We start from the raw sequence: 26,351 nt of genomic DNA, 5'->3' as shown, positions 1-26,351 counted from the left end.
CTCCCGCAGAGGCCGCGCCGGCACCCAGCACCACCCCTCCGGGCCTCGCGGGCGGGCCGGGGAGACACCTCGCGCGGCGCTCCTGCGTCCGCGCCGTGCTCCCCTGCCCAGATCGGCCCGGGTGACCCCGATCACCGCCGCACGATCGCCGCCAGGAGAGAGCGCCTTGACCACCGCTGCCTCAGTCACCCTGCCCGCCCAGGGCTCCGGTACCGCCTTCACCGACCCGACGGTCTCCGACCCCGGCGGTGCTCTCCTGCGGCTGCTCACCGACCGCAGCGCCGACCTCACCGAGGTCGACCCCGGCCATGTCGCCGCCGCCGCGCTGCGCGGCCGCCACGCCGGCTCGGACTTCGCCGAGCTGCGCGGGCTGGCCGTGGACGCCGCCGCGTCGATGATCGCCGAGGACCCCCAGTACTCGAAGCTGGCCGCCCGCCTGCTCGCCCTGGAGATCGTCGACGAGGCGAACAGCCAGGGCTCGACCTCCTTCTCCGCCTCGATCGCCGTCGGCCACGCCGAGGGCCTGATCGGCGACACCACCGCGGCCTTCGTCGCCAAGCACGCCGACGCCCTGAACGCGCTCGTCGACACCAAGGGCGACGACCGCTTCGAGTACTTCGGCCTGCGCACCGTCCAGTCCCGCTACCTGCTGCGCCACCCGATCACCCGCAAGGTGATCGAGACCCCGCAGCACTTCCTGCTCCGCGTCGCCTGCGGCCTGGCGGTCGGCGACTCCGAGCAGTCGGTGCGCGAGGTGTCCGAGCTGTACGGCCTGATGAGCCGTCTGGAGTACCTCACCTCCTCGCCGACGCTCTTCAACTCCGGCACCCGGCACCCGCAGATGTCCAGCTGCTACCTGCTGGACTCGCCGCTGGACAACCTGGACTCGATCTACAACCGCTACGCGCAGATCGCCCGGCTCTCCAAGCACGCCGGCGGCATCGGCCTGTCCTACTCGCGCATCCGCTCGCGCGGCAGCCTGATCCGCGGCACCAACGGCAAGTCCAACGGCATCGTCCCGTTCCTGCGCACCCTCGACTCCTCGGTCGCCGCCGTCAACCAGGGCGGCCGCCGCAAGGGCGCGGCCTGCGTGTACCTGGAGACCTGGCACGCCGACATCGAGGAGTTCCTGGAGCTCCGCGACAACACCGGTGAGGAGGCGCGCCGCACCCACAACCTCAACCTGGCCCACTGGATCCCGGACGAGTTCATGCGCCGCGTGAACGCCAACGCCGACTGGTCGCTGTTCTCCCCCGCCGACGTCGCCGAGCTGGTCGACCTGTGGGGCGCCGAGTTCGACGAGGCGTACCGCAAGGCCGAGCTGGCCGGCAAGGCCGTCCGCACCATCCCGGCGCAGACCCTCTACGCCCGCATGATGCGCACCCTCGCGCAGACCGGCAACGGCTGGATGACCTTCAAGGACGCCTCCAACCGCGCCGCCAACCAGACCGCGCTGCCCGGCCGCACGGTGCACTCCTCCAACCTGTGCACCGAGATCCTGGAGGTCACGGACGACTCCGAGACCGCCGTCTGCAACCTCGGCTCGGTCAACCTCGGCGCGCACGTGGCCCCCGGCGCCACGGCCGACGACCTGCTCGGCGCCATGGACTGGGAGCGCCTCGACGCCACCGTCCGCACCGCCGTCACCTTCCTCGACCGCGTGGTGGACATCAACTTCTACCCGACCACCGAGGCCGGTACGTCCAACTCCCGCTGGCGCCCGGTCGGCCTCGGCGTGATGGGCCTCCAGGACGTCTTCTTCAAGCTGCGGATCGACTTCGACTCCGCCGAGGCCGCCCGCCTGTCCACGCTGATCGCCGAGCGCATCATGCTCACCGCGTACGAGCGCTCCGCCGACCTGGCCGAGCAGCTCGGCCGCCACGAGGCCTACGGCGAGACCCGCGCCGCCCGCGGCGAGCTGCACATCGACCACTTCCCGAGCGCCGCCCCGGAGTGGACCGACCGCTGGACGGCGCTGCGCGCCCGCATCGCCGAGACCGGCCTGCGCAACTCGCTGCTGCTCGCGATCGCCCCGACCGCGACCATCGCCTCCATCGCCGGCGTTTACGAGTGCATCGAGCCGCAGGTGTCCAACCTGTTCAAGCGCGAGACCCTCTCCGGTGAGTTCCTCCAGGTCAACCCGTACCTGGTGCGCGAGCTCAAGGAGCTCGGCGTCTGGGACCAGCAGACCCGCGACGCCCTGCGCGACGCCAACGGCTCGGTCCAGGAGCTGGGTTGGCTGCCGGAGCAGGTCCGGTCGCTGTACCGCACCGCCTGGGAGCTGCCGCAGCGCGCCCTGATCGACCTGGCCGCGGCCCGCATGCCGTACCTGGACCAGAGCCAGTCGCTGAACCTGTTCATGGCGGCGCCGACCATCGGCAAGCTCAGCTCGATGTACGCCTACGCGTGGAAGGTCGGTCTCAAGACCACCTACTACCTGCGCTCGCGCCCCGCGACCCGGATCGCCCAGGCCGCCTCCGGCACCGCCCGTGCCGCCGCGCCCGTGCCGGTCAACACCCCGACCCTCACCCCCGAGGAAGAGGCCGCGCTGGCCTGCTCCCTGGAGAACCCCGAGTCCTGCGAGGCCTGCCAGTAATGACTGCCGACGACCGCAAGATGCTGCTCGACCCCGGCTTCGAGCTGACCCTGCGCCCGATGCGCTACCCGTCGTTCTACGACCGGTACCGCGACGCGATCAAGAACACCTGGACCGTCGAGGAGGTGGACCTGCACTCCGACGTCGCCGACCTGGCGAAGCTCAGCGAGGGCGAGCGCCACCTGATCGGCCGCCTGGTGGCGTTCTTCGCGACCGGTGACTCGATCGTCGCCAACAACGTGGTGCTGAGCCTCTACAAGCACATCAACTCGCCCGAGGCGCGGCTGTACCTCTCGCGGCAGCTGTTCGAAGAGGCCGTGCACGTCCAGTTCTACCTGACGCTGCTGGACACCTACCTTCCGGACCCGGAGGACCGCAACGCGGCCTTCGCGGCGGTGGAGAACATCCCCTCCATCCACCAGAAGGCCCAGTTCTGCTTCAAGTACATGAACGCCGTCGACCACATCGACTCGCTGCAGACCAAGGAGGACCGGCGGGCGTTCCTGCTCAACCTGATCTGCTTCGCGGCCTGCGTCGAGGGTCTGTTCTTCTACGGCGCGTTCGCGTACGTGTACTGGTTCCGGAGCCGTGGCCTGCTGCACGGTCTGGCCACCGGTACCAACTGGGTGTTCCGCGACGAGTCCATGCACATGGACTTCGCGATGTCCGTCGTGGACACCGTGCGCGAGGAGGAGCCCGACCTCTTCGACGAGGAGATGGCCAAGCAGGTCACCGAGATGCTGGAGGAGGCCGTCGCGGCCGAGCTCCAGTTCGCCCAGGACCTGTGCGGTGACGGTCTGGCCGGCATGAACACCGACTCCATGCGCCAGTACCTGGAGGCCGTGGCCGACCAGCGCCTGGCGCGGCTCGGGATGCCGATCCGGTACGGGTCGACCAACCCGTTCGGGTTCATGGAGCTCCAGAACGTCCAGGAGCTGACCAACTTCTTCGAGCGCCGGGTGTCGGCGTACCAGGTCGCGGTCGAGGGCTCGGTCTCGTTCGACGACGACTTCTAGGTCGATATCGTTCAGCACACAGCGGAGCCGCCGTCATGGCGGCTCCGCTGTGTGATCTCCGGTGTTCAGGTGTTCAGGTGTTCAGGGGGAGTAGCACAGGCATGCCCAAGCTCCAACAGCGAGTGATCGACGGCCCGTTCGGCCCGATACAGATCAGCCACGACCGCTGGCCGTCCGTCGTCGCGCGCGTCCAGGGGGCGGGGATACCGGCCGTCACGGTGGTGCCCGACCGCGACCACGGCGCGATGAACATGGGCGGGCACAACATCCCGACCAGCCGGGCCCGCAACCGCACGCGGACGGCTGTGGTGGGCGACCGCACCTACGAGCTGCGGCCCAGGGGCCTGCGCCGGGCGGAGCTGCGCCGCAACGGCACCCTCATCGCCCACGCCCACGGCACGTTCCGGTCGTACGCCCCGGGACGTACGATCCCCGGCCTCGACGCCAAGGTCACCTGGTCCCAAGGCATCGACCCGACGGATGTCGCGGTCGGCCAGGCCATGGTCCTGGGCTTCGGCGCCGGCGCCCCGGGCATCATCCTGCGGACCATCTTCTTCTGGTACGACAACCTCAGCTGAGAGCACAGAGGGGTGCCCCGCACGGCCACAGCCCGTGCGGGGCACCCCTGTTGTTTCAGTCGGCCGAAAACTCCCCGCCCTTGACCCCCGCGAGGAAGGAAACCCAGGCCTCAGCCGCGAACAACAGCGCCGGCCCGTCCGGGTCCTTCGAGTCCCGCACGGGAACAGCACCAGGCAGACCAGCAGCCACCTCAACGCACTCACTCTGCGCACCGGAGAACGAGGACTTGTGCCACACAAGTCCCGAGAGCTCGTTCACAATCCTCAGACCTTCTCGCTCGCCATGCGCTCGATGAGCGCGATCGATTCATCACGGGGCAGCGACTCCGCCAACGCGCGGCGGAACAGATTCGCATACTTGAAGACTTCCTCCGGCTCCTCGATGTACAAGGTGCTGAGAAGGCTGTCGACGTACACCACATCCGTCTCCGTCACCTCCGGGAAACTGAGGATGGTGACAGGGCCGAAGAGCGCCGCGTGGATCGCCGACGCCTCCGGCAGGACCTGGACGTTGATGTTGGGACGCTCGGCCGAGGCCGCAAGAAACTCAAGCTGTTCACGCATGACCACCGGACCACCCACCTGATGCTTGAGCACTGACTCGGAGAGCACAGCCCACACACGCAAAGGCACGTCCCTTGCCAGGACCGACCGACGTTCCTGACGAACCTTCGTCAGCGTCTCGACCTGCTCAGCCGTCGCATCCTCTATCTGTGCCCGGACAACGGCCCTGGTGTAGTCCTCGGTTTGCAAGATTCCGGGCACCAGCAAGGTCTGAATGCTGTACATGTCCGATGCGTCGGACTCCAACGCGATGTAGTCCGCATAGAGCGGCGACAGCGTGTCCGAGTAGCGGTCCCACCAGCCACGCAGACGACCTTCGCGCGACAGAGCCTCCAGCCGGCTCCGCGTATCCTGATCTGCCACTCCGTACAGGTCGAGCAGCAACCGAAGATCCACCAGCCGAATGCCCGACTGAGCCGCCTCGATCCGACTGATCTTGCTCTCCGCACAGTCGAGTTGCCGCGCCGACTGGGCGATCGTCAGATCAGCGGCTGTCCGCAGCTCCTTGAGCGTTCGGGCCAGCCGCCGCTGCCGAACCGTCGGATTCCGGTTCACGGGCACGCTCGTGACCTCCTCACTTCTGTGATCTGCCCAGTCTGCCTCCCGCTGTCAGCTGACAACAATCTTTGATCACTTCCAAAGTGGGGACTTGCACTCTGGAAGTCCCCAGGAGCATGCTACTCAACGTAGTCCGCTAGTCGACACATCGTGATCATGGCGGGCTTTCACCGGGCATCCCCATGCCTTCTCCAGCGCTCTCACCTGCACACTCCAGAGGTGGCCCTGCCATGCGCGAACAGACCTGCTGGCTCCCCCGGCACCCGAAGTCCCCCCGCAGCGCCCGCCAGGAGCTCCGCGAGTTCCTCCTCCCCCACCCCTCCGCCGAACTCCTCCTCCCCACCGGCGAGTTGCTCCTCAGCGAACTCGTCAACAACGCGGTCACCCACGCCCGCACCCCGCGCGACCGCCTGATCTTCGTCCGCCTCCAGCTCCTCCCCCACGGCACCCTCCGGATCGAGGTGCACGACGCCGACAGCGAGAAGCCCAAGCCCCTCCCCATCTCCCTCACCTCCGAGAGCGGCCGAGGCCTGCTCCTCGTCCAGGAGTTGGCCTCCGAGTGGGGCTGCTGCCCGCGCCGGGGCGGCATCGGCAAGTTCATCTGGTGCCACATCACCGCCCCCGCCGCCGAGACCGCCGCATGAGCCCCGTCCACGCCCGGCCTTCACCCCGACCGGGGCGCCCGCCGTGCGAACGCACTCATTCCTGCTCGTGGTAGCTGATGTGATGTCGGGCCGCGATGGGGTTGATCTTCGCGGGGTCCAGTTGACCGTCGGTGAGGACCGCGGGCCCCGCCTCGATCAGGTCCTCGACGTAGTGCTCCCAGCCGCCGGGCGAGGAGATCTGCAGGACTCGCGGGGGCGGGTCGGAGGCGCGGCGCAGGGCGTGCGGGACACCGTGGGGCAGCAGGACGAAGGTCCCCTTCGGCGCCGAGTACGTCCGGTCGTCGAACTCGATTTCGAGGACGCCGTCCAGTACGTAGATGCCTTCGTCCGCCTGGTGGTGGGTGTGCCGCGGGATGTCCTTCGCCACGGTCACCTCCAGCAGCGAGAACCGGCCTTCCGTGTCGTCGGTCATCGCCTTGACCGCGAACGCGGGTGGCAACGGGATCCGCCCCGGCCGGGCGGCTCCGGGCTCCAGCAGGATGAAACGGTCTTCGGGCATGGATGCAGACCCTCCTCGCATGGCACAATCGGAACCGGAATCCGATTCCGGATAAGGGTAGGCAGGGGAGCACTCGGATTGTCAACGCCATCGACACCAGACGACCGCAAGCCGCGTGCCGACGCGGAGCGCAACCGCGCCCGCGTGCTGGCGGCTGCGCGTGCCCTGTTCGAGGAGAGGGGTGACGAGGTCCAGATGCCCGAGGTGGCACGCGCCGCTGGAGTGGGCATCGGCACCGTGTACCGGCATTTTCCGAACAAGCAGGCCCTCGTGGAGGCCGCGGCGGAACACCGCTTCGCCGAGATCCTTCAGTTCGCGCGCGCCGACTGCCTGCGCGACCCCGGGTCAGGTACGGGGCTGGCCCGGTATCTCCGCCATGTCGGTCGGATGCTGGCCGAGGACCACGGGCTGTCCGCCTCCGTCGTGGCGGCCGTGGGCTCCTCGGCCCCCAGAGGGGAGATGCTGGCGCAGCTCGAGGTCGCGGTCGGAGCGCTGATCGACCAGGGCCGGGCCGCCGGAACCCTCCGGGAGGACCTCACCGTGAGGGACGTCTACATGCTCGTAGGCGGCTTGTCTGCGGTCGTCCGCACCGGCAGCGGTGACTGGGACCGCTTCATCGACCTCACCCTCGACGGCCTGCGCCCGCGCCGGGACACCGGTCCGTGACCCAGCGTCCGGCAGCTGCACCTCCAGTTGCCCGGACAGCACCGCAATGCACCACCCCGCCCCGCCCGGCGCTCACGCCGGGCAGGACCAACGCACCCGCATAAGGGCCGGTGCGCAGGAAGTCGGCACGGCCGACTTCCTGCGCATCACCTCAGCCCCGGGGGCCGCAGCCGTGACCTCCTCCAACTCGCCCCAGAGGGACAAAAGTTGCTCCGCCGGGCGGGATGCGACCGGATCGAGGTCGACGCCGTTTCCGCTCCGCCCGTGCCCACCGCCGAGGCCGAGTACCCCCTGCGCGCCGTGCGAACGCTCCCCGCCGAACCCGGTGGCGGCCCGGCTCAGAGAGCCGCCGGGAGGCCGAACCGAACCTCGGTCAGCCGCTCCGAGAGCTCCCAGAGCCGCCGGCCCGTCTCCGCGTCGACGGCCCTCGGGGCGAGCCGTACGGCCTTCGGGGCGCCGCGCAGCTCTCCCATCCCGCCCGGGCCGATGAACTGACCGCCGACCGCCTCGGGGGCGGTCGCCGCGAACAGTTGGGGCAGCGCGCCCCGGTCCGGGGCCTGGGCGAGCGGGATCAGGAGGCGGCCGAAGAGCAGCTTCACCGGGCCGACCGAGCCGGCCTGGATGTTGGTGGCGGCGTACCCGGGGTGGGCGAGCAGGCTGCGGACCGGGCTGCCGGCGGCCGCGAGGCGCCGGTGGAGCTCCCATCCGAAGACGGCGTTGGCGAGCTTCGACTGGTTGTAGTGGCCCATCGGTGAGTACGTCCGCTCACCGGCGAGGTCCTCGAAGGAGATCCTCCCCTGCCGGTGGTTGGCCGAGCTCACCGTGACCACCCGCGGGTCGGCCCCCTCCGCCAGCAGGTCGAGCAGCAGCCCGGTGAGCGCGAAGTGGCCGAGGTGGTTGGCGGCGAACTGGAGCTCGTGCCCCTGCGCGCTGAGTGTGCGCGGCGGCGCCAGCACACCCGCGTTGTTGACCAGGACGTCCGGGCGGAGGCCGTCCGAGCGCAGCCGCTCGGCGAAGGCGCGGACGGAGTCGAGGTCGGCCAGGTCGAGGCGGCGCACCTCCAGGGTCGCCCCGGGCTGCTCGGCGGTGATCTCCGCGACCGCGCGCCGCCCCTTGGCCTCGTCGCGGACGGCGAGGATCACCCGCCCGCCCCGACGGGCCACGGCGCGGGTGGTCGCCAGCCCGAGGCCGCTGTTGGCGCCGGTGACGACGAACAGCCGCCCCGCCTGGTCCGGAATCCGTTCGACACCCCAAGCCTGAGTCTTCGTCATGCGCCACACACTGCCCGCGCTGTCACCAAGTGTCAAGGAAGACTCCGCGCGCCAATCCCGACCCCACGTGTAGCATCCAGACCATGACCACCGCCCCCGCCCCGAGCCTGGCCGAACGCAAGCGCCGGCTCGTCGCCGACGAGCTGACCAAGGCCGCGCTGGGCCTGTTCGCCGAGCAGGGGTTCGACGCGGTGACGGTCGACGAGATCGCCGCCTCCACCGGCATCTCCAAGCGGACGTTCTTCCGCTACTTCGCCTCCAAGGAGGACGTGGTCGTCCGCTTCCTGGCGGACCTCGGCAGCGGCATGCGCGCCGAACTCGCCGGGCGGCCCGCCGGGGAGAGCCCCTCCACCGCCCTGCGGAACACCGTCTGGGCCGCCATCGACGCCTGCGCCGGCCACGCCGAGCAGACCCTGCGCGTGGTCCAACTGATCCTCGGCACACCCGCGTTGCGCGCCCGCTTCCTGGAGCACCAGTCGCAGTGGCGCGAGGACCTGGCCGCCGAACTCGCCGACCGTCTGGGAGTGGACCCCGCGACCGGTCTCCACCCCCGGATGGCGGCCGGAATGGCCCTGACCGCCTTCGACGTCGTGCTCCAGTGCTGGAGCGCGAGCGACGGCGCGCAGGACCCGGCCGCCCTGACCGACCAGGCCTTCGCCGCCATCGCCCCGGCCCTCGACGCCACGCCCGTCGACGCCACGCCCGTCGACACCACCCCGCGCTGACGGCCACCGCGCGCCTACCCCGCGCCAACCCCCGCCGCGCCGCCCACCCCGCGCCAACCCCCGCCGCGCCGCCCACCCCGCGCCAACCCCCGCCGCGCGCCGCCCGTCCGGCTGAACTCCCGGGCCACACCGGCATCACACGCATACGTACGACCCGACCCCCGCTACGGTCCGGCGCACAGCCGAACGAAAGGGGTTCCCATGACGACCGGAGTGCTCGACTACGAGAGCGACGCGATCACCCAGCTCATGAGCATGGCGGAGGAGGACTGGACCGAGCAGGAACTCAGGGAGGCGCTCCAGCGGGCGATCATGCTGGAGGTGTCGACCATCCCGCCGTACGCGACCGCCCTGTGGTCGATCACCGCCCGGAACGGCGGCCAGCCGGTCCAGGACTTCGTCCAGGAGATCCTCTTCGACGAGATGTTCCACTTCGGACTGGTCTGCAACATGCTCACCAGCATCAGCGGCACCGTCGTCCTGACCGACCCGCTCACCGTCCCCAAGTACCCGGGCGAGCTGCCCGGCGGCGTCAACCCGGGCCTGGTGGTCTACCTCAGCGGGCTCTCCCGCGACTCGGCGGGGCTCTTCGCCGCCATCGAGAAGCCCGAGAACCCGCTCTCCTACGCCGCCGACGGCAACACGATCGGCGCCTTCTACCAGCGCATCGCCAACGTCTTCCCCAAGTACGCCCACCTGCTCACCGGTCAGCACCAGGTGAAGTTCTCGCTCGGGACGAACCGCGAGATCGTCGCGATGAACACCATCGACGACGTGCTCCAGGCGATCCACGTCATCCAGACCCAGGGCGAGGGGACCACCGCCTCCCCGCAGGACCCCTTCCCCAGCGAGCCGGGCGAACTCGCCCACTACTACGCCTTCAAGGAGATCGCCGTCGGCAAGAAGCTCGTCCAGAACCCGACCACGAAGAAGTACGAGTTCACCGGCGCCGACGTCCCGCTGCCGGACACCTTCCCGGTCGCCCGGGTGCCCAGGGGCGGCTGGCCCCGCCAGGGCGACCCCAACTCGCCCGACCAGGCCACCGCCAAGCTGCTGGACGCCTTCAACCAGCACTACAGCGCGATGCTGCACGCCCTCGAACACGCCTGGAGCGACGACCCGACCCAGCTCGGCACCGCGATCGGCCTGATGGGCCAACTGCGCGACACGGCCCAGCAGATCGTCGGCGTCAAGCTCCCGGCCGACCCCCGCTTCACCTACGGCCCGGAGTGGCTCCTGGTGTGACCGCAGGGTGCGGCGGGGCCGGTGCGGACGGGTCCGCACCGGCCCCGCCGCACCGGCCCCGCCGCACCGCCCGAAGCCCCTCGGCTCACCACACCACGGGCAGCCGCTCCGGCAGCCGCTTGATGAACCCCGGCCGCCAGGCCAGCTGTTCGGCCGGAAGGGCGAGCCGCAGTCCCGGGAGCCGCTCGACGAGCGCGGCGACGGCGATCTCGGCGTGGGTGCGGCCGAGCGCCGAGGCCGGGCAGAAGTGCCGGCCCGCACCGAAGGCCAGGTGCGGGTTGCTCGGCCGGTCGAAGTCGATCCGCTCCGGGTCCGGGAAGACCGCCGGGTCGTAGTTGGCGCCCTCGACCAGGACCAGCACGAGCTCGCCCTCCTGCACCAGCACCTCACCCACCTGCACGTCCACGAGCGCGAGCCGCGGCAGGGCGTCGCCGATCGACAGGTTCACCCGCAGCAACTCGTCCACCGCGCGCCCGATCAGCGCCGGCTCCCGCCGGAGACGGTCGGCGAGTTCGGGCCGTTCGCACAGGTAGACGACGGCGTTCAGCAGGAACGCCGAGGTCGAGACCGCGCCCGCGCCGAACAGCGACAGCGCGACGGTGGCGAGCAGTTCGTCGCCGACCCGGTCGGAGACGTCCGGGGAGCGGCGCAGCGCGGCGAACCGGCCGAGCAGGCCGTCCACCGGTTCCGGGTCCGCGGTGAGCCGCCCGAGCACGTGGCCGAGGTCCTTGTACCAGTTGGGGGCCGCACCGGCGAAGGGCACCGGGCTGGTGAGGAAGGCGATGTCGATGCCGGCCATCAGCCGCCGCCCGTCCTCGGCCGGGAGGCCGAGCAGTCGGCAGTGCAGGGCGGCGGAGTAGGGCTCGGCGAAGTCACCGCGGAGTTCGCCGGGGGCGCCCTGGGCGGTGAGTTCGTCGATCAGCCGGTGGGCCTCGGCCCGGAGCCAGCCGTCGAGGGCGCGGTCGGCCCGCGGGGAGAGGGTCTTCATGACGGCGTCGCGCAGTCCGGCGCTGTTGATGTTGCCCATGTTGTTGACCACCTCGGGCGGGATGGTCAGCGCGTACTGGCGGGGGACGCCGGGGTTGGCGGTGTCCTTGAGGCTGAACCGCTCGTCCTCCAGGACCTGCTTGGCCAGCGCGTAGCTGCTGACCAGCCAGGCCGGATCGCCGGTCAGGGTACGGACCCTGGCGATCGGGGTCTCCTCCCTCAGCCGGTTCGCCTCGACGGGCAGGACGTCACCCCGGCGGGAGAGCGGGAAGGCGATGTCGGTGGTCGGCGGGTTGGTCACGGTCACGGGTGTTGCTCCTCGGGGAAGTTCGCGGTCCGGACGGTCGACTACGCGGCGCGCCCGGCCATGGGCGCGGACACGGCGGCTTCGACGGCTTCGACGGGCCCGACGGGCTCGACGGGCCCGACGGCCTTGCCGACCCCAACCGCGCCAACCGCGCCAACCGCCCCAACGGCCCCAACGGCCTCGACGGCAGCCGACGTCGCGGCCGGACGGATCACCGCGTAGGCCTGGCCCGCCCCGGCGCGCAGGCCGACGTCGCGGCCGAACAGGACGGGGGTGAGCGGCAGTTCCAGGTGGTAGCAGCTGACCGAGGAGGGCACGCCGAGCAGCGCCGGGGTGTCCAGGAAGAAGGGCAGTTCGGCGGCGATGTACCGGAGCCCGGCGGCGAGTTGGGGTTCGCTGGGGGCGAGGCCCTCGTCCAGCCGGGCGGCCAGGAAGCCGCGGGCCATGCCCTCGGCGGCCGCCCGGAACTCCGGGTCGGTCCGCAGGGCGTCGACGGCCCGCCGGTGCAGCCGTTGGTACGTGCGGTCGCCGGTGAAGGAGGAGAGTGCGTGCACCCGGACATCCCGGACGTCCCAAGCGTCACCCCGTCGGCCGGCCTCCTCGACGCCCCGCTCGATCCGGCGGGCGGTGGCCTTGACCTCCTTGCGGGCCCGGCGTTCGGCCTGCTCGGGGGCGTAGCCGAAGGTCTCGAACTGGGTGCCGACCAGCAGGTCGGCGTAGACGATGTCGATCCGCTCGAAGAACTGCCGCCCCCACCCGACGAGTTCGGTGATCCGCCGGGCACTGAAATAGCTGTTGCCGGAGCTGACGCCGATGAGCAGGTGCTCCCCGCGCCGCCAGATCTCCTGGCAGCGGCGGGAATACGGAAGTGCCTCGTACCCGCCTGACGGAATCACCGTCGGGCGCTCGTCCCGGAGGGCGTCGCGCATGCCTTGCCTCCACATCGCAGCGGTGGTCACGGAAAAGGTGTTCGGGGAGACGTGGGGGATTCGCAGAAGTGCACGGCGGGCGCACGGAGTTCAACCGGAGGTGCCGGGCCGCTCGCCGCGGTGGAGGTGGCACGCCTGGTCAGGCGGCCCGTCCCCTGATGTCGTGTGCACATGGTGGGGCTGCGACCACATGAAGTTATCGCTGCGGTTCGGGACTTCCGCAAGCCCCGACCGAGGGTTGGCGGAATGTGATCATCGGGCGGCCGAATCCACCTGTACTACCCGCCCCGGAGTGTGTTCACGAAGATTTCCCGGCGCCCGCCGGATATCGCCCGGGCGGCCTCCCGCGCCATTGTGAAATCCTCCAACATCCCCCCGCCGAAAGGGAATTGTTCTGGAAGTTCCACGCTGCGGGAATCCACCCCAGGAATCGGTCCAGGAAGCCGGGAAAGCCCGGGAAACCCGGGAAACCCGGGAAGCCCGGGAAGCCCGGGAAGCCCGGGAAGCCCGGGAAGCCTGGGAGACCCGGGAAACCGGTCCGGAAACGGCGAAGGCCGGTGCGGAGGGGATCCGCACCGGCCTTCGCCGACTACCGCTGAGCGGTCACTCGTTCGGCACCGTCGCGTACTTCGCGGTGCCCTCGGCCATCTGCTTGAGGGCGTCCTTGCGGTCCCGCTTCGACAGCTTGTCGATGTAGAGGGTGCCGTACAGGTGGTCGGTCTCGTGCAGCAGGCAGCGGGCGAAGAAGCCGGTGCCCTCGACCCGGATCGGGTTGCCGTCCTTGTCGACGCCGGTCACGGCCGCGTAGTCCGGGCGCGGCAGCTCGGCGTAGGCGGTCGGGACGGACAGGCAGCCCTCGTTGCTGTCGTCGAGCACCCGGCGCCGGTCGGCCGGGTACTCCTCCAGCTTCGGGTTGATCACGTGGCCGATGTGGCGCACGCCGTCGTCGTCAGGGCAGTCGTAGACGAAGACCTTGAGGTCGACGCCGATCTGGTTGGCGGCCAGGCCGACGCCCTCGGCGGCGTACATCGACTGGAACATGTCGTCGATCAGCGCGGACAGTTCGGCGTCGAACGCGGTGACGTCCTTGACCTCGCGGTGCAGCACGGGATTGCCGACCACGGTGATCGGGCGCGCGGTGCCCTTGGTGAGGTCGGGCTCCTCACCGATCACCTTCGCGGGGGCCTCGGGCGCCGCCCCCTCCACGTCGTGCTCGTGCTGGTGGTCGTGCTGCTCCGCCATTGTCTTCCGCTCCCATAGGTCTACGCGTACCTCACCAGGGTACTCAGCGGGTTCAGCAGACCTCTTCGAGATCCCGGTAGGCCCTGGTCGAGGGGGCGGCCGCGACCCAGCGGTCGAGCAGGGAGCGGACCAGGTGGGCCGGGGCGGCGAGCCCGCACTCGCGCTCGACCAGCCAGGACATCCCGGCCGCGCCGCCCTGGCTGAGGTGGCTGAGGTGCCCGGGGTGGGCGGCGTCGCCGTCGTCGTGGGGGTCGTGGTGGGCGACGATCCCGTCGTCGGCGGCCATCCGGCTCTCCGAGCAGGCGCGGCACAGCAGCCGCACCGAGGAGGTCCAGTCCTCGGCGGCGTAGCCGGCGTCGGCGACCAGCCGTTCCAGCGCGTCCCGGTCACCGGCGGTGGCGGCCTGCAGCAGCACCACGTAGGTCGGCACCGGGGAGGGCGCCCACAGCTCGATCTCGTCGAAGACGGGGTAGGCGACGCCGTCGGTGACCCGTTCGCCGTGCGGGGCGCCGTCGTGCAGCACGACCTCGCCCCAGCGGCGGCCGGACGAGGGCAGCGGAATGGACAGCACCTCGATCCGGGCGGGGTCGAGGCGCCGGCCCCACACCACCTCGGACTCGCCGTCGGGGGACAGCCGCACCGGGGTGGTGCCCAGCTCCAGGCTGACCGGGCCGTCCCCGCCGGGGCCGCCGGGCAGCTTGAGCCCGTAGGCCTGCCAGGCGCGGCGGGCGAGCGGCCAGTCCTGGAGGGCGGTGGCGGTGATGCCGAGGTTCCACCAGTCGGGGGCGCCCTGCTCGCGGTCGAGCAGGGCGACGGCGCGCAGGCCGGCCGAGCGGGCCTGCTCCCAGTCGCGGCGGAACTTGTGCAGCAGGGCGAGGTTGAACCAGGAGTCGGACAACCAGGGCTCCAGGTCGGCGGCCATCACCAGCAGGGCGCCGGCGTCCTCGTAGCGGCCGTCGCCGATCAGCGTGAAGGCCCGGTCGGTCGTCTGCCGCCAGGTGGCGGACGGCCGGTGCCGTGCCCGGTGGAAGATCCTCACGTTCGTCCCTGCCGTCGTCGTCCGCTCAAGTCCCTTGCCGCCGGGCCCGTCCCGTCCTCGACGGGGCCCGGGTCCCGGTGCTCCGGGTCGGTGTTCCACGCTACGACCGCATCCAACCACGCCCGCCCCCACCCGCGCTCCCCACCGCCGAGGTTGGGGACCGCCTCTCCCCAGCCTGCCCGCCGGAGCGCACCTCCTCAACCCCGGACGGGCGCCCGCCCGGGCGGGCGCCACCGCACCCCGGCGAGGACCGCACTCCCGGCCACCGGCCCTGGCCCCAGGCGGTCGGCCCCCGGCGGTCGGCCGTCAGCCCCGCCCCTGCCCGCCCACCCGGGCGAGCGCGTCCACCACCCGGGCGTCGTAGACCCGCCCGCGCCCCAACCGCAGCACCTCCAGCGCCTCCAGCCGCCCCACCGCCTCGCCCAGGCCCTTCCCCCGGGCGGCGGTGAGCAGGTCGTCGTGGGCGTTGGCGACCCGGATGATCCGGGCGGCGAGCGGCACCGGGCCCTCACCGCCCACCGGCCCGGGGCACGGGTCGGCCAGTCGGGCGACCTGCTCGGCGACCTGCCGGGGCACCCCGGTGCGGCTGATCACCTCGCTGCCGAGCCGGGCGATGCGCTGCTGCTCGACAGCGGGCAGCAGCGCGGTGGCGCCGTCCGGCACCGGTTCGACCAGGGAGAGCTGGCCGACGTCGTGCATCAGCGCCGCGTACTCCAGCAGGGCGAGCTCACGGGTGCCCAGCCCCAGCTCGCGGCCGAGCGCGCACGCCGTGTCCGCGACCCGGCGCGCGTGCCCGTGCGGGGTGTACCCGGCGACCTCGGTGGCCCGGGCCAGGCTGGCGATGGTCTGCCCGGTGGTGGCCCGTACCGCGGCGGCCCGTCGGAAGGAGACCTGGGCGAGCAGCAGCGGGGTGCAGAACAGCGGCAGCGCCCACAGCCCGACCTCGCCGGCCGCGAGGCTGACCAGCATCCCGGTGGCGACGATCGCCGAGCCGATCCCGAACAGCGAGCGCAGCTCGTCCTCCAGCGCGGCCGGGAACCGCGGCCCGCCGGGCCCGGGACCGGCCCCGGGGCCGTCCTCGGGCTCCCGGCCGCGGGCCGCCGCCGGGGCGCCCGCCGCGCCGCGCCGTGGTCGGCCGCCGACGGCCCCTTCCCCGGCGCCGGGGAAGGGGCGCCACCACGGCGGACCCCACCTGCGCCCCGCCCGCCCGCCGGGCGAACGGCGGGAGGGCGAGGACGGGCCCGAGGAGCGCAGCAGCGCCGCCAGGGTGGCGTCGCAGAGCGCGGCCAGCGCGGCGACGGCGGTCAGGAACGCCCCGTAGGCGGGGCCCTCGGGCGAGAAGCGGTCCACCAGGCCGCCGTTGTAGAGCGGCTGGAACACGGCGGCGGCGAAGCCGACCGCGAGCAGTCGGCGGGCGGCGCTGTCCCGCCGGGCCGGGTCGGCCCAGGGCGGCCGCCGGTGCGGGCGCCCGGGCCGGTGGGGCAGGGCGAGCCCGGGCAGCCAGCCCAGCAGCAGGCCGACCCCGGTCACCGCGACCACCTGGAGCGTGCCGTGCGCGGTCGGCACCCCGCGCAGCGGCCCGAGCAGGGCGTACGCCAGCGCACCGGCCGCGCCGATGGGCGCCTGCTCGCGGTCACCCGGAAGGGTGATCCGGACGCATTCGCCGAGCGCGATCAGCGCGGTGAACGCCAGCGCGACCCTCGGCTCGGCGATCCCCCGCACCACGGCCGCGCCGAGCGCCAGCACCAGCAGCACGGCGGCGGCCGCGTGCACACCGCGCGCGGTACGCCCGCGCCCCGCCCCGGCCCCGCTCCAATGCGCCGAACCCGCCCCGGCCCCTCGCCCGGCCCCCGAACCGCCCCCGCCCCCGCCCTCGGCCCGGGCTCCGGCCCCCGGGCCGGCCGCGCGCCCGGTCACGACTGCCCGGCCGCGGGGCGGGTTCCGCCCTGGGCGGGCACCCGTCCGGGCGCGGCCCGCACCGGCTCGGGCACCCCGAGCGGAATGTCCGGGACGGCCCGTACGCAGTCCTCGGAGTGCACCACCGGCTGCCAGTCGTGCACGGCCAGCGCCTCGATCAGCGCCCGCACCATCACCGGGTCGAACTGGCTGCCGGAGCAGCGCTCCAGCTCGGCCACCGCCTCGGCGACGGGGCGGCCGCGCCGGTAGGAGCGGGTGGAGGTCATCGAGTCGAAGGCGTCGGCGACGGAGATGATCCGGGCGAACTCCGGGATCTGCTCCCCGGCCAGTCCGCTCGGGTAGCCGCGCCCGTCCATCCGCTCGTGGTGGTGCAGGATCCCGGCGTGCGCCTCGCCGAGGAAGTCGATCCCGCGCACCAGCTCGTACCCGTACACCGGGTGGATCTCCACCGCGCGGCGCTCGTCCTCGTCGAGGGGACCGTTTCTGCGCAGCAGCTCGGTGGCCACGCCGAGCTTGCCGACGTCGTGCAGGATCCCGGCGAAGCGCAGGGTGCGCAGCCGCTCGGGCTCCATGCCGAGCTGATCCGCGATCAGCACCGAGGCACGGCCGACCCGTTCGCTGTGCCCCCGGGTGTAGGCGTCCTTGATCTCCACCGCCTGCACCAGCGACTGCACGGTGGCCTGGTGGGCGTCCCGCTCGCGCTGGCCCTGGGCGAAGACCCAGGCCGAGATGGACAGCGGCAGCAGGGCCAGCAGGGCGGCGAACGCCCCGTACGGGCCCTGCCAGAGCACCGCGACCATCAGCCCGCCGGCCGCGTGCACCAGCACCGGCAGCCCGCACACCGCGCAGGCGCCGCGGAGCACCTCGGTGGCCGGCCGGCCCTCGCTGAGCACCACCATGACGCCCACCACCAGCCCGTTGACCAGGCAGAACGCGCCGACGGCGGCGAACCCGGGCAGCAGCGCGGCGGGGAAGCGGGAGCCGAGCAGCAGCTGCGGGCCGTGCAGCAGGTGGAAGGCGACCGAGGAGGCGAAGGCGCACAGCGCGAGCTGGGAGCCGTTGAACAGCTGGCGGCCGCGGCAGCCGGGGCCGGTGGGGCCGCCGAGCAGGGCGGCGGGGGCGGCGACCAGCGCGGCGGCGGCCGGCGGGAGCATCAGCACCCCGGCGAACAGCACCGGGAAGAAGGCGTTCACCCCGGGGCGGGCGGGCACCCGTCCGGCGGGCGCGGGGCGGCGCAGCAGCCGGCGCAGCAGGAGCGAGCAGGGGGTGGGCAGGCCCTGGGCGAGCGACTCCCAGCAGCCGTGCAGGAAGCCGAGCAGCCCGATCTTGGGCCAGTCCGCCGGGTGGCCGAGCCAGCGCGGCACTCCGGGCGTGACGGCCTCGGGCAGCAGCGGCAGCAGGCAGCACAGGGCCGCCACCGGGACGGCCACCAGGTAGCGCGCAGCCCCCTGTGGCAGGGTCGCGCCTCCACTGTCGGTAGCGATCTCGGCCTCCCCGCGTCCGGGCCCTGTTGCCTCAGCGCGCCGGTCTGACCGGCGGTGAGCGTCCGTCAGGAGGATAGGCCGCCGTCCGGGCGTGGGGACGCATGATCGCGCAATGGCGCAGTTGGCGCACCGCCAACTCACTCGAACGAGTGAGGGCGCATGCGCGCAGAACGGGAGCGGCCCCGGGAGCGCATGCTCCCGGGGCCGCTGAACTCCCTGTCCGAACTCCCAGTGGCGAACGCCCTGTCCGAACCGCTGCGCCCCGCCCTCGCCGGCGGGCCGTACGGACCACTGGGCCGGACCACTGGGCCGGACTACTCGGCGGGCGCTCCGGCCTCGACCGGCGCACCGGGGCGCACGCTCGCCTCGTCCGCTTCCTCGCCCGCGCCCTCGTGCGCCTGCGATCGCGCCGGTCTGGGCGCCGGACGGGCGTCCTCGACGTGCACCTCGACGCCCGTGTCCACCGCGACCACCACCGGCTCGCCCGAGCGCTGCCCGGCCCGGATCGAGTCGATCCTGGCCAGCACCTTGCTGCGCAGGTCGCTCGGGGTGTCGTCGCAGCCGCAGGAGCGCTTGATCAGTGCCTTGATCGCCTGCTCCAGCCCGTACTGCTTCAAGCAGGGCGAGCACTCCTCGAAGTGCACGCGCAGCTTGGCGCAGTCACCCTCGGCCATCTCGTTGTCGAGGAATTCATAGAGGTGGTCGAGGACCTCGCCACACTCGGTTTCGTGCGGATCGCCGCAGCTCATGAGCCCGAGCCCTTCGCTTCCTGCCCTGCCCCGCTGCCGGCCGGGACCAGCCCGCGCTCACGGGCGTAATCCTCCAGCATGCCGCGCAGCTGACGACGGCCGCGGTGCAGCCGGGACATCACCGTACCGATGGGAGTACCCATGATGTCCGCGATCTCCTTGTACGCAAAGCCTTCTACGTCCGCGAGATACACGGCGATCCGGAACTCCTCCGGGATCGCCTGGAGCGCGTCCTTCACGTCGCTGTCGGGCAGGTGGTCGAGCGCCTGGGTCTCGGCCGAGCGCAGACCGGTCGACATGTGCGACTCGGCCCTGGCCAGCTGCCAGTCCTCGATCTCCTCCGCCGCGGTGCGCTGGGGCTCACGCTGCTTCTTGCGGTACGAGTTGATGAACGTGTTGGTGAGGATGCGGTACAGCCAGGCCTTGAGGTTGGTGCCCTCACGGAACTGGTGGAAGGACGCGTACGCCTTGGCGAACGCCTCCTGGAGCAGGTCCTCCGCATCCGCGGGGTTGCGCGTCATGCGCAGCGCCGCCGAGTACATCGGGTCGAGGTAGCCCAGGGCGTCGCGCTCGAAGCGCTCCCGCCGGGCCTCCTCGGACTCCTCCGCCGACACCCGGAAGGTGTCCTCACCGATCGCCTCGGCCAGCTCCTCACCGGTGAGCGCCTCGCCCGCAGGCAGGGCCTCGTCCGGGCCACGGCCCGGATCGGCCTCGTGCTCGGTCCCGACGACCGGACCCACCTCCTCGGCATGACGGGCACGGCCCACTGCGGGCCGCCCAGAAATGGAGGATATCGGGCTGACGGGCTTCTCGCCCGCGTCGAGCCAGTCCGACCAGGAGGGGGCGAACGCCGCGGCGGCCTCGCGCTCCTCCGGCCGTTCGGGGCACGCGATCGAACCCATCTGCCCTGCCTCTCACCGGTGACTCATGCTGACGGACACGACAACCACACCGGCCCCGCCCGCATTCCCGCCCGCACCGGCCATTCACTCGCACGAGTGAGCGAGCGGAAACACCCTGCTCACGGCCCCGCCCAGCCCTGCCGCCACCCCGCCGCCGCCCCCGGCCCCGACCCGCGGCCCCCGGACCCTCAGACCGGCACCGGCGTCACAGCAGCCCCAGCACCCAGTCCCCCACCGCCGAGCAGATCAGCTCCAGCAGCTCGTCCTGCCCCAGCGACGCCCGCTTCGGCACCTCGAACCCGTGGTTCCCGTACGGCAGCGCCACCAGCTCGTGCCCCGCCGGCAGCTCCGGGAACTCCGCCGGCCCGCCGAACGGGTCCGCCGCACCCTGCACCACCAGCGTCGGCAGCCCCGACCCCAGCAGCTCCTCCGCCCGGCTCCGCTCCGGCTTCCCCGGCGGGTGCAGCGGGAACGCCAGCGCCACCACCCCCACCGCGCCGCTCGCCGCCCCCGTACGGCAGGCCACCCGCGCCCCGGCACTGCGCCCGCCGACCACCAGCGGCAGCCCGGCCCCGGCCAGCCGCTCCGCGACCGGCAGCCAGCCCACGTCCAGCGTCCTCGGCGCCGGGCCCAGCTTCTTCCCCGCCACCCGCCACGGCTGCTCCACCAGCGCCACCGTGATCCCCCGGGCCGGCAGCCGCCCGGCCAGCGCCACCAGGTCCCGCGCGCCCGTGCCGCCGCCCGCCCCGTGGCCCAGCGCCAGCACCGCCCTCGGCGCGGCCGCCCGGTGGTAGGTGATCCGGGCGTCCCCGGCCCCGGTGGTGACGAGTTCGGAGGTGGTCATCCCGGCAGCTCCCAAGTCTCAGAACAGTGTGGTCTCGTACTCGACCTCGGTCCACGGCTCCTTGAGCTCCGGACCGTTGTTGCGGATGCTCCCGACCGCCGGCGACACCGGCGTGGCCAGCAGCGCCCCCGGCGGCGGGGGTATCAGCAGCCGGCGCACCTCCTCCGGGTCGCTCAGCCCCGGGTCCAGCCACTCCCCCCAGTCCCGCCGGTCCAGGAACAGCGGCATCCGCTCGTGGATCGGCGCCAGCGACTCCTCGGCGTCCGTGGTCACGATGGTGAACGTCACCAGCCAGGCCTCCGGGTGCCCCGGCGGCACCGCCCGGTTGCGCCAGAACTCGTACAGCCCCGCCAGGGCCAGCGGGGCGCCGTCCACCCGGGACACGAAGAACGGCTTCTTGCGCGCCTTGCCCCGCTCGCCCGGCACCGTCTGCCACTCGTAGTAGCCGTCCACCGGCAGGATGCACCGGCGCGAGGCGAAGGCCTGCCGGTAGGCCGGCTTCTCGTGCACCGTGTCCGACCGGGCGTTGATCATCTTCACCGCCGTCTCGGCGGAGGCCGACCACTGCGGCACCAGCCCCCAGCGCAGCGCCCGCAACTGCCGCACCGGCCGCGCCGCCCCCTTGGCCAACCGCTCCAGCACCACGTACGCGCTGTTGGTCGGCGCCACGTTCCAGTTCGGGTCCAGGGACTCCTCCGGATCCCAGAACTCCACGTCGAACAGCTCGACGACGTCCTCCGGCTTGCTGCTGGCTGCGAAGCGACCGCACATGCGGGCCAGCCAACCACACCACGCCCGCTCAGCACTTCCTCATCCACGGAGCAGAACCGCCCGCTCCCCTCCGCCCGTCCCCGCATGGGAGGCTGCCCCGAACGGCCCAACCCGGCCCGCCCCGGCGAAGCCCGCCCCGACCCGGCGAAACACAAGGCAGCACACCGAACACAACGCAGCACACCGAACGGAGGCGCAGCCCGCCGATGAACCCGAACAACCAGAACCTCGGCGAACTGTGGGACCGGGTCACCGGCACCCAGGCCGCCCCACCCGGCTGGCTCGTCCTCGCGACCGGCTGCGCCGCCCTGCTCGCCGTCCTCGCCCGCCCGCTCTGGCACGTCACCCGCAACGCCGTCACCATCGCCCACGAGGGCGGCCACGGCCTCGCCGCGCTCGCCACCCGCCGCAAGCTCGCCGGCATCCGGCTGCACTCCGACACCTCCGGCCTCACCCTCTCCTACGGCCGCCCCACCGGCCCCGGCATGATCCTCACCGCCGCCGCCGGCTACACCGCCCCCGCCCTGCTCGGCCTCGGCTGCGCCGCCCTGCTCGCCGCCGACCGGATCACCCTGCTGCTCTGGCTCGCCATCGCCCTGCTGCTCGCCCTGCTCCTGCGGATCCGCAACGCCTTCGGCCTGTTCACCGTGCTCGTCGCCGGCGGCTCCTTCTTCCTGGTGTCCTGGTTCGGCAGCGCCCAGGTCCAGGCCGGCTTCGCCTACCTCGGCTGCTGGTTCCTGCTGTTCGGGGCGGTCCGCCCGGTCCTGGAGCTCCAGCACCAGCGCCGCACCGGCTGGGCCCGCGACTCCGACGCCGACCAGCTCGCCCGGCTCACCCACGTCCCGGCCCTGGCCTGGGTCACCGTCTTCCTGCTCACCGCCCTGGCCTGCCTCGCCCTCGGCGCCACCTGGCTGCTGCAACCCCTCCACTAGATCACCTGGATCACCCCCGTCCCGCCATCCGGCCGCAGCAGGGGCCGTTCCGGTACGGCCCCTAGACTGGCCCCCATGACCGAGACCCTGTGGCCCGCCCCCGTCGCCACCGCCCCCGTCGACGCCACCGTCACCATCCCCGGCTCCAAGTCGGTCACCAACCGGGCCCTGGTACTGGCGGCCCTCGCCGACGGACCGGGCTGGGTGCGCCGCCCGCTGCGCAGCCGCGACTCCCAGCTGATGGCCGACGGCCTGCGCGCCCTCGGGGTCACCATCGAGGAGAAGGTCAACAACGACTCCGGCGGCACCGGCGGCGGCGAGGCCTGGCGGGTCATCCCCGCCCCCACGCTGCGCGGCCCCGCCAACGTCGACGTCGGCAACGCCGGCACGGTCATGCGCTTCCTGCCCCCGCTCGCCGCCCTCGCCGACGGCCCGGTCCACTTCGACGGCGACCCGCGCAGCCACGAGCGCCCCCAGCACGGCGTGATCAACGCCCTGCGCGCGCTCGGCGCCCGGATCGAGGACGGCGGCCGCGGCAGCTTCCCGCTCACCGTGCACGGCACCGGCGGCCTCGACGGCGGCCCGGTCGAGCTGGACGCCTCCTCCTCGTCCCAGTTCGTCTCCGCCCTGCTGCTCTCCGGCGCCCGCTACCACCACGGCGTCGAGGTCCGGCACGTCGGCGGCCCCGTCCCGTCGCTGCCGCACATCCGGATGACCGTCGAGATGCTGCGCCTGGCCGGCGCCCAGGTCGACGCCCCCGAGGACGGCGGCGAGAAGGACGTCTGGCGGGTCACCCCCGGCGCCCTGATCGGCCGCGACCTGGTCGTCGAGCCCGACCTGTCCAACGCCGCCCCGTTCTTCGCCGCCGCCCTGGTCACCGGCGGCCGGGTCACCGTGCGCGACTGGCCCCGCCACACCACCCAGCCCGGCGACCAGCTGCGCGACCTCTACTCCCGGATGGGCGGCGCCTGCGAGTACACCGACGAGGGCCTCCAGTTCACCGGCACCGGCCGGATCCACGGCATCGAGGCCGACCTGCACGACGTCGGCGAGCTCACCCCGGTGATCGCCGCCGTCGCCGCCCTCGCCGACTCCGAGTCCCACCTGTACGGCATCGCCCACCTGCGCCTGCACGAGACCGACCGGCTCGCCGCCCTCGCCAAGGAGATCAACGACCTCGGCGGGGACGTCAGCGAGACCGAGGACGGCCTGCGGATCCGCCCCCGCCCGCTGCACGGCGGCATCTTCCACACCTACGAGGACCACCGCCTGGCCACCGCCGCCGCGGTGCTCGGCCTGGCCGTACCCGGCGTCGAGGTGGAGAACGTGGGCACCACCGCCAAGACCCTGCCCGACTTCCCCAAGATGTGGGCGGAGCTGCTCGGCGGAGCGGCCGCGGACGCCTGAGCGGAGACTTGAACCATGCGCCGCTACGGCAAGGACGCCGACGAGGACGACATCCGCAACCGCCCCGCCCGCCGGGGCTCCCGGCCGCGGACCCGGATCCGGCCCAAGCACGAGGACGCCGACGAGGCGATGGTGCTGACCGTCGACCGCGGCCGGATCACCTGCCTGGTCGACCCGGGGACCAAGCAGGAGCGTGAGGTCGTCGCCATGAAGGCCCGCGAGCTGGGCCGCAAGGGCGTCGTCGTCGGCGACGTGGTCAACCTGGTCGGCGACCTCTCCGGGGACACCGACACCCTCGCCCGGATCGTCCGGGTCGAGGAGCGCAGCTCCGTGCTGCGGCGCACCGCGGACGACGACGACCCGTACGAGCGGATCGTCGTCGCCAACGCCGACCAGCTGGCCATCGTCACCGCGCTGGCCGACCCGGAGCCCCGCCCCCGGCTGATCGACCGCTGCCTGGTCGCCGCCTACGACGCGGGCATGGAACCGCTGCTGGTGCTCACCAAGTCCGACCTCGCCCCGGCCGGCCCGCTGCTGGAGTCGTACGCCCCGCTCGGCATCGACTACGTCGTCACCCGCCGGGACGAGCTGGAGACCGCCGGCGCCGAGGCCGTGCGGGAGCACCTGCGCGGGCTCTCCACGGTGTTCATCGGCCACTCCGGCGTCGGCAAGACCACCCTGGTCAACGCCCTCGTCCCGGACCGGCGGCGGCAGACCGGCCACGTCAACGCCGTCACCGGCCGCGGCCGGCACACCACCGTCTCCGCCCTGGCGCTGCGGCTGCCCCCGCCGCCCGGCGCGAAGCCCGGCTCGAAGAAGGCGCTCGACCCGGGCTGGGTGATCGACACGCCCGGCTTCCGCTCCTTCGGCCTCTCCCACATCGACCCGTCCCGGGTCATCCTCGCCTTCCCCGACCTGGAGCCGGGCACGGTCGACTGCCCGCGCGCCTGCAGCCACGACGAGCCGGACTGCGCCCTGGACGCCTGGGTCGCCGACGGGCACGCCGAGGCCGCCCGGCTCTACTCGCTGCGCCGACTGCTGGCCAGCAAGGAGGCCCGCGAGGGCGACTGAGCCCCGCGGGGCACCGCCCTTCCCCGAGGCTCGTGGCCCGTTCGAGGTGTCGGACCGCCCCTCCCTGGCGATCATAGGAAAGTCGGGCCGGACACGGCCCGTCCGTCGATCGACAGGGAGGGGCGCACGATGGCATGGGCCCTGGTGATCCTGGCCGGCCTGCTGGAGACCGGCTTCGCGATCAACCTCAAGCTCAGCGAGGGCTTCACCAAGCTCTGGCCCACCATCAGCTTCTGCGTGTTCGCCCTCAGCAGCTTCGGCCTGCTCACCCTCTCGCTCAAGAGCCTGCCGGTCGGCCCCGCCTACGCGGTGTGGACCGGCATCGGCGCCGCCGGCACCGCCATCTACGGCATGGCCTTCCTGGACGAGACCACCTCGGTGCTCAAACTGGTGTCCATCTCCCTGGTGATCGCCGGCGTGATCGGCCTCCAGCTCAGCGGTTCCGCCCACTGAGCGCCCACCCCTCCCGGCCGGCCCGCTGAGCTAGGGTTTCGGGCATGGCCGACTACCACGACGATCTCCGACTCGCCCACGTCCTCGCCGACTCGGCCGACTCGGTCACCCTGGAGCGCTTCCGCGCCCTCGACCTGAAGGTCGAGACCAAGCCCGACCTGACCCCGGTCAGCGACGCCGACAAGGCCGCCGAGGAGCTCGTGCGCAGCGTGCTCCAGCGCGCCCGCCCGCGCGACGCCGTGCTCGGCGAGGAGTTCGGCCTCCAGGGCTCCGGCCCGCGCCGCTGGGTGATCGACCCGATCGACGGCACCAAGAACTACATCCGCGGCGTCCCGGTCTGGGCCACCCTGATCGCCCTGCTGGAGGACGGCCCGGACGGCGTGGAGCGCCCGGTGGTCGGCATCGTCTCCGCCCCGGCGCTGCAGCGCCGCTGGTGGGCGGCCAAGGGCCTGGGTGCCTACGCGGGCCGCAGCCTGGCCAAGGCCTCCCGGATCCACGTCTCCGGGGTGTCCCGGATCGAGGACGCGTCCTTCTCGTACTCCTCCCTCACCGGCTGGGAGGACCGCGGCCGGCTCGACCCGTTCCTGGACCTCACCCGGGCCTGCTGGCGCACCCGCGCCTACGGCGACTTCTGGTCGTACATGATGGTCGCCGAGGGTGCCGTGGACATCGCCGCCGAGCCCGAGCTGTCGCTCTGGGACATGGCCGCGCCCTGCATCGTCGTCGAGGAGGCCGGCGGCAGCTTCACCGGCCTGGACGGCATCCCCGGCCCGGGCGGCGCCGACGCGGTGGCCACCAACGGCCTGCTGCACGACGAGACCCTGCGGCGGCTCTCCGTCTGAGCCGACCCGTCCGGGCCGACCCGTCGAGCCGACTCATCTGGGCCGCCCCGGGCGGGCCGACCCCGGGCGAGAAGTGGTGCGGGCCCTGTGAC

Annotated in this window: 26 protein-coding genes; 12 read left to right on the top strand and 14 right to left on the bottom strand. The window is 72.7% G+C overall.

What is annotated here, in order from left to right; genetic code table 11:
* The first annotated feature begins 190 nt into the window (after positions 1-190).
* The 3 genes from AB0F71_RS15590 (at position 191) to AB0F71_RS15580 (ending at position 4,190) form a co-directional block, all read left to right on the top strand.
* Positions 191-2,596: a ribonucleoside-diphosphate reductase subunit alpha gene (locus AB0F71_RS15590; protein WP_360233698.1), complete on the top strand. Its 2,406-nt coding sequence runs from the start codon at positions 191-193 to the stop codon at positions 2,594-2,596.
* Positions 2,596-3,612: a ribonucleotide-diphosphate reductase subunit beta gene (locus AB0F71_RS15585; RefSeq protein WP_360233383.1), complete on the top strand. Its 1,017-nt coding sequence runs from the start codon at positions 2,596-2,598 to the stop codon at positions 3,610-3,612. The genes AB0F71_RS15590 and AB0F71_RS15585 overlap by 1 nt, the downstream gene beginning before the upstream one ends.
* Positions 3,613-3,713: 101 nt before the next feature.
* On the top strand, positions 3,714-4,190 hold the full coding sequence (locus AB0F71_RS15580; protein WP_360233380.1) for a hypothetical protein: 477 nt from the start codon (positions 3,714-3,716) through the stop codon (positions 4,188-4,190).
* A gap of 55 nt (positions 4,191-4,245) precedes the next feature.
* Here the strand turns inward: AB0F71_RS15580 and AB0F71_RS15575 are convergent, their stop codons facing one another.
* On the bottom strand, positions 4,246-4,428 hold the full coding sequence (locus tag AB0F71_RS15575; RefSeq protein ID WP_360233695.1) for a DUF397 domain-containing protein: 183 nt from the start codon (positions 4,426-4,428) through the stop codon (positions 4,246-4,248).
* Positions 4,429-4,454: 26 nt separating this feature from the next.
* Entirely contained in the window at positions 4,455-5,315 is an 861-nt protein-coding gene (locus AB0F71_RS15570) for a helix-turn-helix transcriptional regulator (RefSeq protein WP_360233377.1), read from the bottom strand.
* A 227-nt stretch (positions 5,316-5,542) separates the two neighbouring features.
* Between AB0F71_RS15570 and AB0F71_RS15565 the strand changes: the two genes are divergently transcribed.
* Positions 5,543-5,956 carry an ATP-binding protein gene (locus AB0F71_RS15565; protein ID WP_360233374.1) on the top strand — a complete coding sequence of 138 codons (414 nt, stop codon included), beginning with the start codon at positions 5,543-5,545 and terminating at the stop codon, positions 5,954-5,956.
* A 55-nt stretch (positions 5,957-6,011) separates the two neighbouring features.
* Here AB0F71_RS15565 and AB0F71_RS15560 read toward each other — a convergent pair whose 3' ends face one another.
* Positions 6,012-6,476 carry a cupin domain-containing protein gene (locus tag AB0F71_RS15560; RefSeq protein WP_360233371.1) on the bottom strand — a complete coding sequence of 155 codons (465 nt, stop codon included), beginning with the start codon at positions 6,474-6,476 and terminating at the stop codon, positions 6,012-6,014.
* A 144-nt stretch (positions 6,477-6,620) separates the two neighbouring features.
* Here AB0F71_RS15560 and AB0F71_RS15555 point away from each other — a divergent pair, with 144 nt between their 5' ends.
* Positions 6,621-7,142, top strand: coding sequence for a helix-turn-helix domain-containing protein (locus AB0F71_RS15555; protein WP_360233692.1), 522 nt, complete (start codon positions 6,621-6,623; stop codon positions 7,140-7,142).
* A gap of 338 nt (positions 7,143-7,480) precedes the next feature.
* Here the strand turns inward: AB0F71_RS15555 and AB0F71_RS15550 are convergent, their stop codons facing one another.
* A complete protein-coding gene (locus AB0F71_RS15550; RefSeq protein ID WP_360233368.1) occupies positions 7,481-8,413 on the bottom strand; it encodes an oxidoreductase in 933 nt (310 codons plus the stop codon).
* Between the two features lie 83 nt (positions 8,414-8,496).
* On the opposite strand from AB0F71_RS15550, the gene AB0F71_RS15545 reads away from it, so the two are divergent.
* Together AB0F71_RS15545 and AB0F71_RS15540 are read left to right on the top strand one after the other, a co-directional pair.
* Positions 8,497-9,138, top strand: coding sequence for a TetR family transcriptional regulator (locus AB0F71_RS15545; RefSeq protein WP_360233365.1), 642 nt, complete (start codon positions 8,497-8,499; stop codon positions 9,136-9,138).
* Positions 9,139-9,339: 201 nt separating this feature from the next.
* The gene (locus tag AB0F71_RS15540) at positions 9,340-10,383 is read left to right on the top strand and encodes a ferritin-like protein (protein ID WP_360233362.1); all 1,044 of its coding nucleotides are present in this window, start codon (positions 9,340-9,342) and stop codon (positions 10,381-10,383) included.
* Positions 10,384-10,468: 85 nt separating this feature from the next.
* Here AB0F71_RS15540 and AB0F71_RS15535 read toward each other — a convergent pair whose 3' ends face one another.
* The 10 genes from AB0F71_RS15535 to AB0F71_RS15490 all read right to left on the bottom strand — a co-directional run bounded on the left by AB0F71_RS15535 (position 10,469) and on the right by AB0F71_RS15490 (position 21,554).
* Complete coding sequence (locus tag AB0F71_RS15535; RefSeq protein WP_360233359.1) at positions 10,469-11,677, bottom strand: cytochrome P450; 1,209 nt, start codon at positions 11,675-11,677, stop codon at positions 10,469-10,471.
* A 41-nt stretch (positions 11,678-11,718) separates the two neighbouring features.
* On the bottom strand, positions 11,719-12,606 hold the full coding sequence (locus AB0F71_RS15530; protein ID WP_360233356.1) for a tRNA-dependent cyclodipeptide synthase: 888 nt from the start codon (positions 12,604-12,606) through the stop codon (positions 11,719-11,721).
* 603 nt (positions 12,607-13,209) lie between these two features.
* Positions 13,210-13,848, bottom strand: a complete 639-nt coding sequence (gene def / locus AB0F71_RS15525; protein WP_360233353.1) for a peptide deformylase — start codon at positions 13,846-13,848, stop codon at positions 13,210-13,212.
* 52 nt (positions 13,849-13,900) lie between these two features.
* A complete protein-coding gene (locus AB0F71_RS15520) occupies positions 13,901-14,887 on the bottom strand; it encodes a hypothetical protein (protein ID WP_360233351.1) in 987 nt (328 codons plus the stop codon).
* A gap of 306 nt (positions 14,888-15,193) precedes the next feature.
* Positions 15,194-16,660 (bottom strand): HD domain-containing protein, encoded by a 1,467-nt coding sequence (locus AB0F71_RS15515; protein WP_360233348.1) that lies wholly within the window; start codon positions 16,658-16,660, stop codon positions 15,194-15,196.
* A 140-nt stretch (positions 16,661-16,800) separates the two neighbouring features.
* Positions 16,801-18,234, bottom strand: a complete 1,434-nt coding sequence (locus tag AB0F71_RS15510) for an HD-GYP domain-containing protein (protein WP_360233345.1) — start codon at positions 18,232-18,234, stop codon at positions 16,801-16,803.
* Between the two features lie 368 nt (positions 18,235-18,602).
* The gene (rsrA, locus tag AB0F71_RS15505) at positions 18,603-19,037 is read right to left on the bottom strand and encodes a mycothiol system anti-sigma-R factor (protein WP_360233342.1); all 435 of its coding nucleotides are present in this window, start codon (positions 19,035-19,037) and stop codon (positions 18,603-18,605) included.
* Positions 19,034-19,672, bottom strand: a complete 639-nt coding sequence (locus AB0F71_RS15500) for a sigma-70 family RNA polymerase sigma factor (protein ID WP_045703751.1) — start codon at positions 19,670-19,672, stop codon at positions 19,034-19,036. Before AB0F71_RS15500 ends, rsrA begins: the two co-directional genes overlap by 4 nt.
* 472 nt (positions 19,673-20,144) lie before the next feature.
* The gene (locus tag AB0F71_RS15495; RefSeq protein WP_360233339.1) at positions 20,145-20,783 is read right to left on the bottom strand and encodes an alpha/beta family hydrolase; all 639 of its coding nucleotides are present in this window, start codon (positions 20,781-20,783) and stop codon (positions 20,145-20,147) included.
* Positions 20,784-20,801: 18 nt separating this feature from the next.
* The gene (locus tag AB0F71_RS15490; RefSeq protein WP_360233336.1) at positions 20,802-21,554 is read right to left on the bottom strand and encodes an SOS response-associated peptidase; all 753 of its coding nucleotides are present in this window, start codon (positions 21,552-21,554) and stop codon (positions 20,802-20,804) included.
* 206 nt (positions 21,555-21,760) lie between these two features.
* Between AB0F71_RS15490 and AB0F71_RS15485 the strand changes: the two genes are divergently transcribed.
* From AB0F71_RS15485 to hisN, 5 genes are all read left to right on the top strand, one after another.
* A complete protein-coding gene (locus tag AB0F71_RS15485) occupies positions 21,761-22,486 on the top strand; it encodes a M50 family metallopeptidase (RefSeq protein ID WP_360233333.1) in 726 nt (241 codons plus the stop codon).
* Between the two features lie 75 nt (positions 22,487-22,561).
* Positions 22,562-23,893 carry a 3-phosphoshikimate 1-carboxyvinyltransferase gene (gene aroA, locus AB0F71_RS15480; RefSeq protein ID WP_360233330.1) on the top strand — a complete coding sequence of 444 codons (1,332 nt, stop codon included), beginning with the start codon at positions 22,562-22,564 and terminating at the stop codon, positions 23,891-23,893.
* A gap of 15 nt (positions 23,894-23,908) precedes the next feature.
* Entirely contained in the window at positions 23,909-24,964 is a 1,056-nt protein-coding gene (rsgA, locus tag AB0F71_RS15475; RefSeq protein WP_360233327.1) for a ribosome small subunit-dependent GTPase A, read from the top strand.
* Positions 24,965-25,093: 129 nt separating this feature from the next.
* Complete coding sequence (locus AB0F71_RS15470) at positions 25,094-25,417, top strand: multidrug efflux SMR transporter (protein ID WP_188303055.1); 324 nt, start codon at positions 25,094-25,096, stop codon at positions 25,415-25,417.
* Between the two features lie 44 nt (positions 25,418-25,461).
* Positions 25,462-26,259: a histidinol-phosphatase gene (gene hisN / locus AB0F71_RS15465; RefSeq protein ID WP_360233324.1), complete on the top strand. Its 798-nt coding sequence runs from the start codon at positions 25,462-25,464 to the stop codon at positions 26,257-26,259.
* Positions 26,260-26,351 lie beyond the last annotated feature (92 nt).

This window comes from Kitasatospora sp. NPDC028055, assembly GCF_040637885.1.
Taxonomy (GTDB): Bacteria; Actinomycetota; Actinomycetes; order Streptomycetales; family Streptomycetaceae; genus Kitasatospora.
This window is presented reverse-complemented; position numbering and strand designations above follow the sequence as displayed.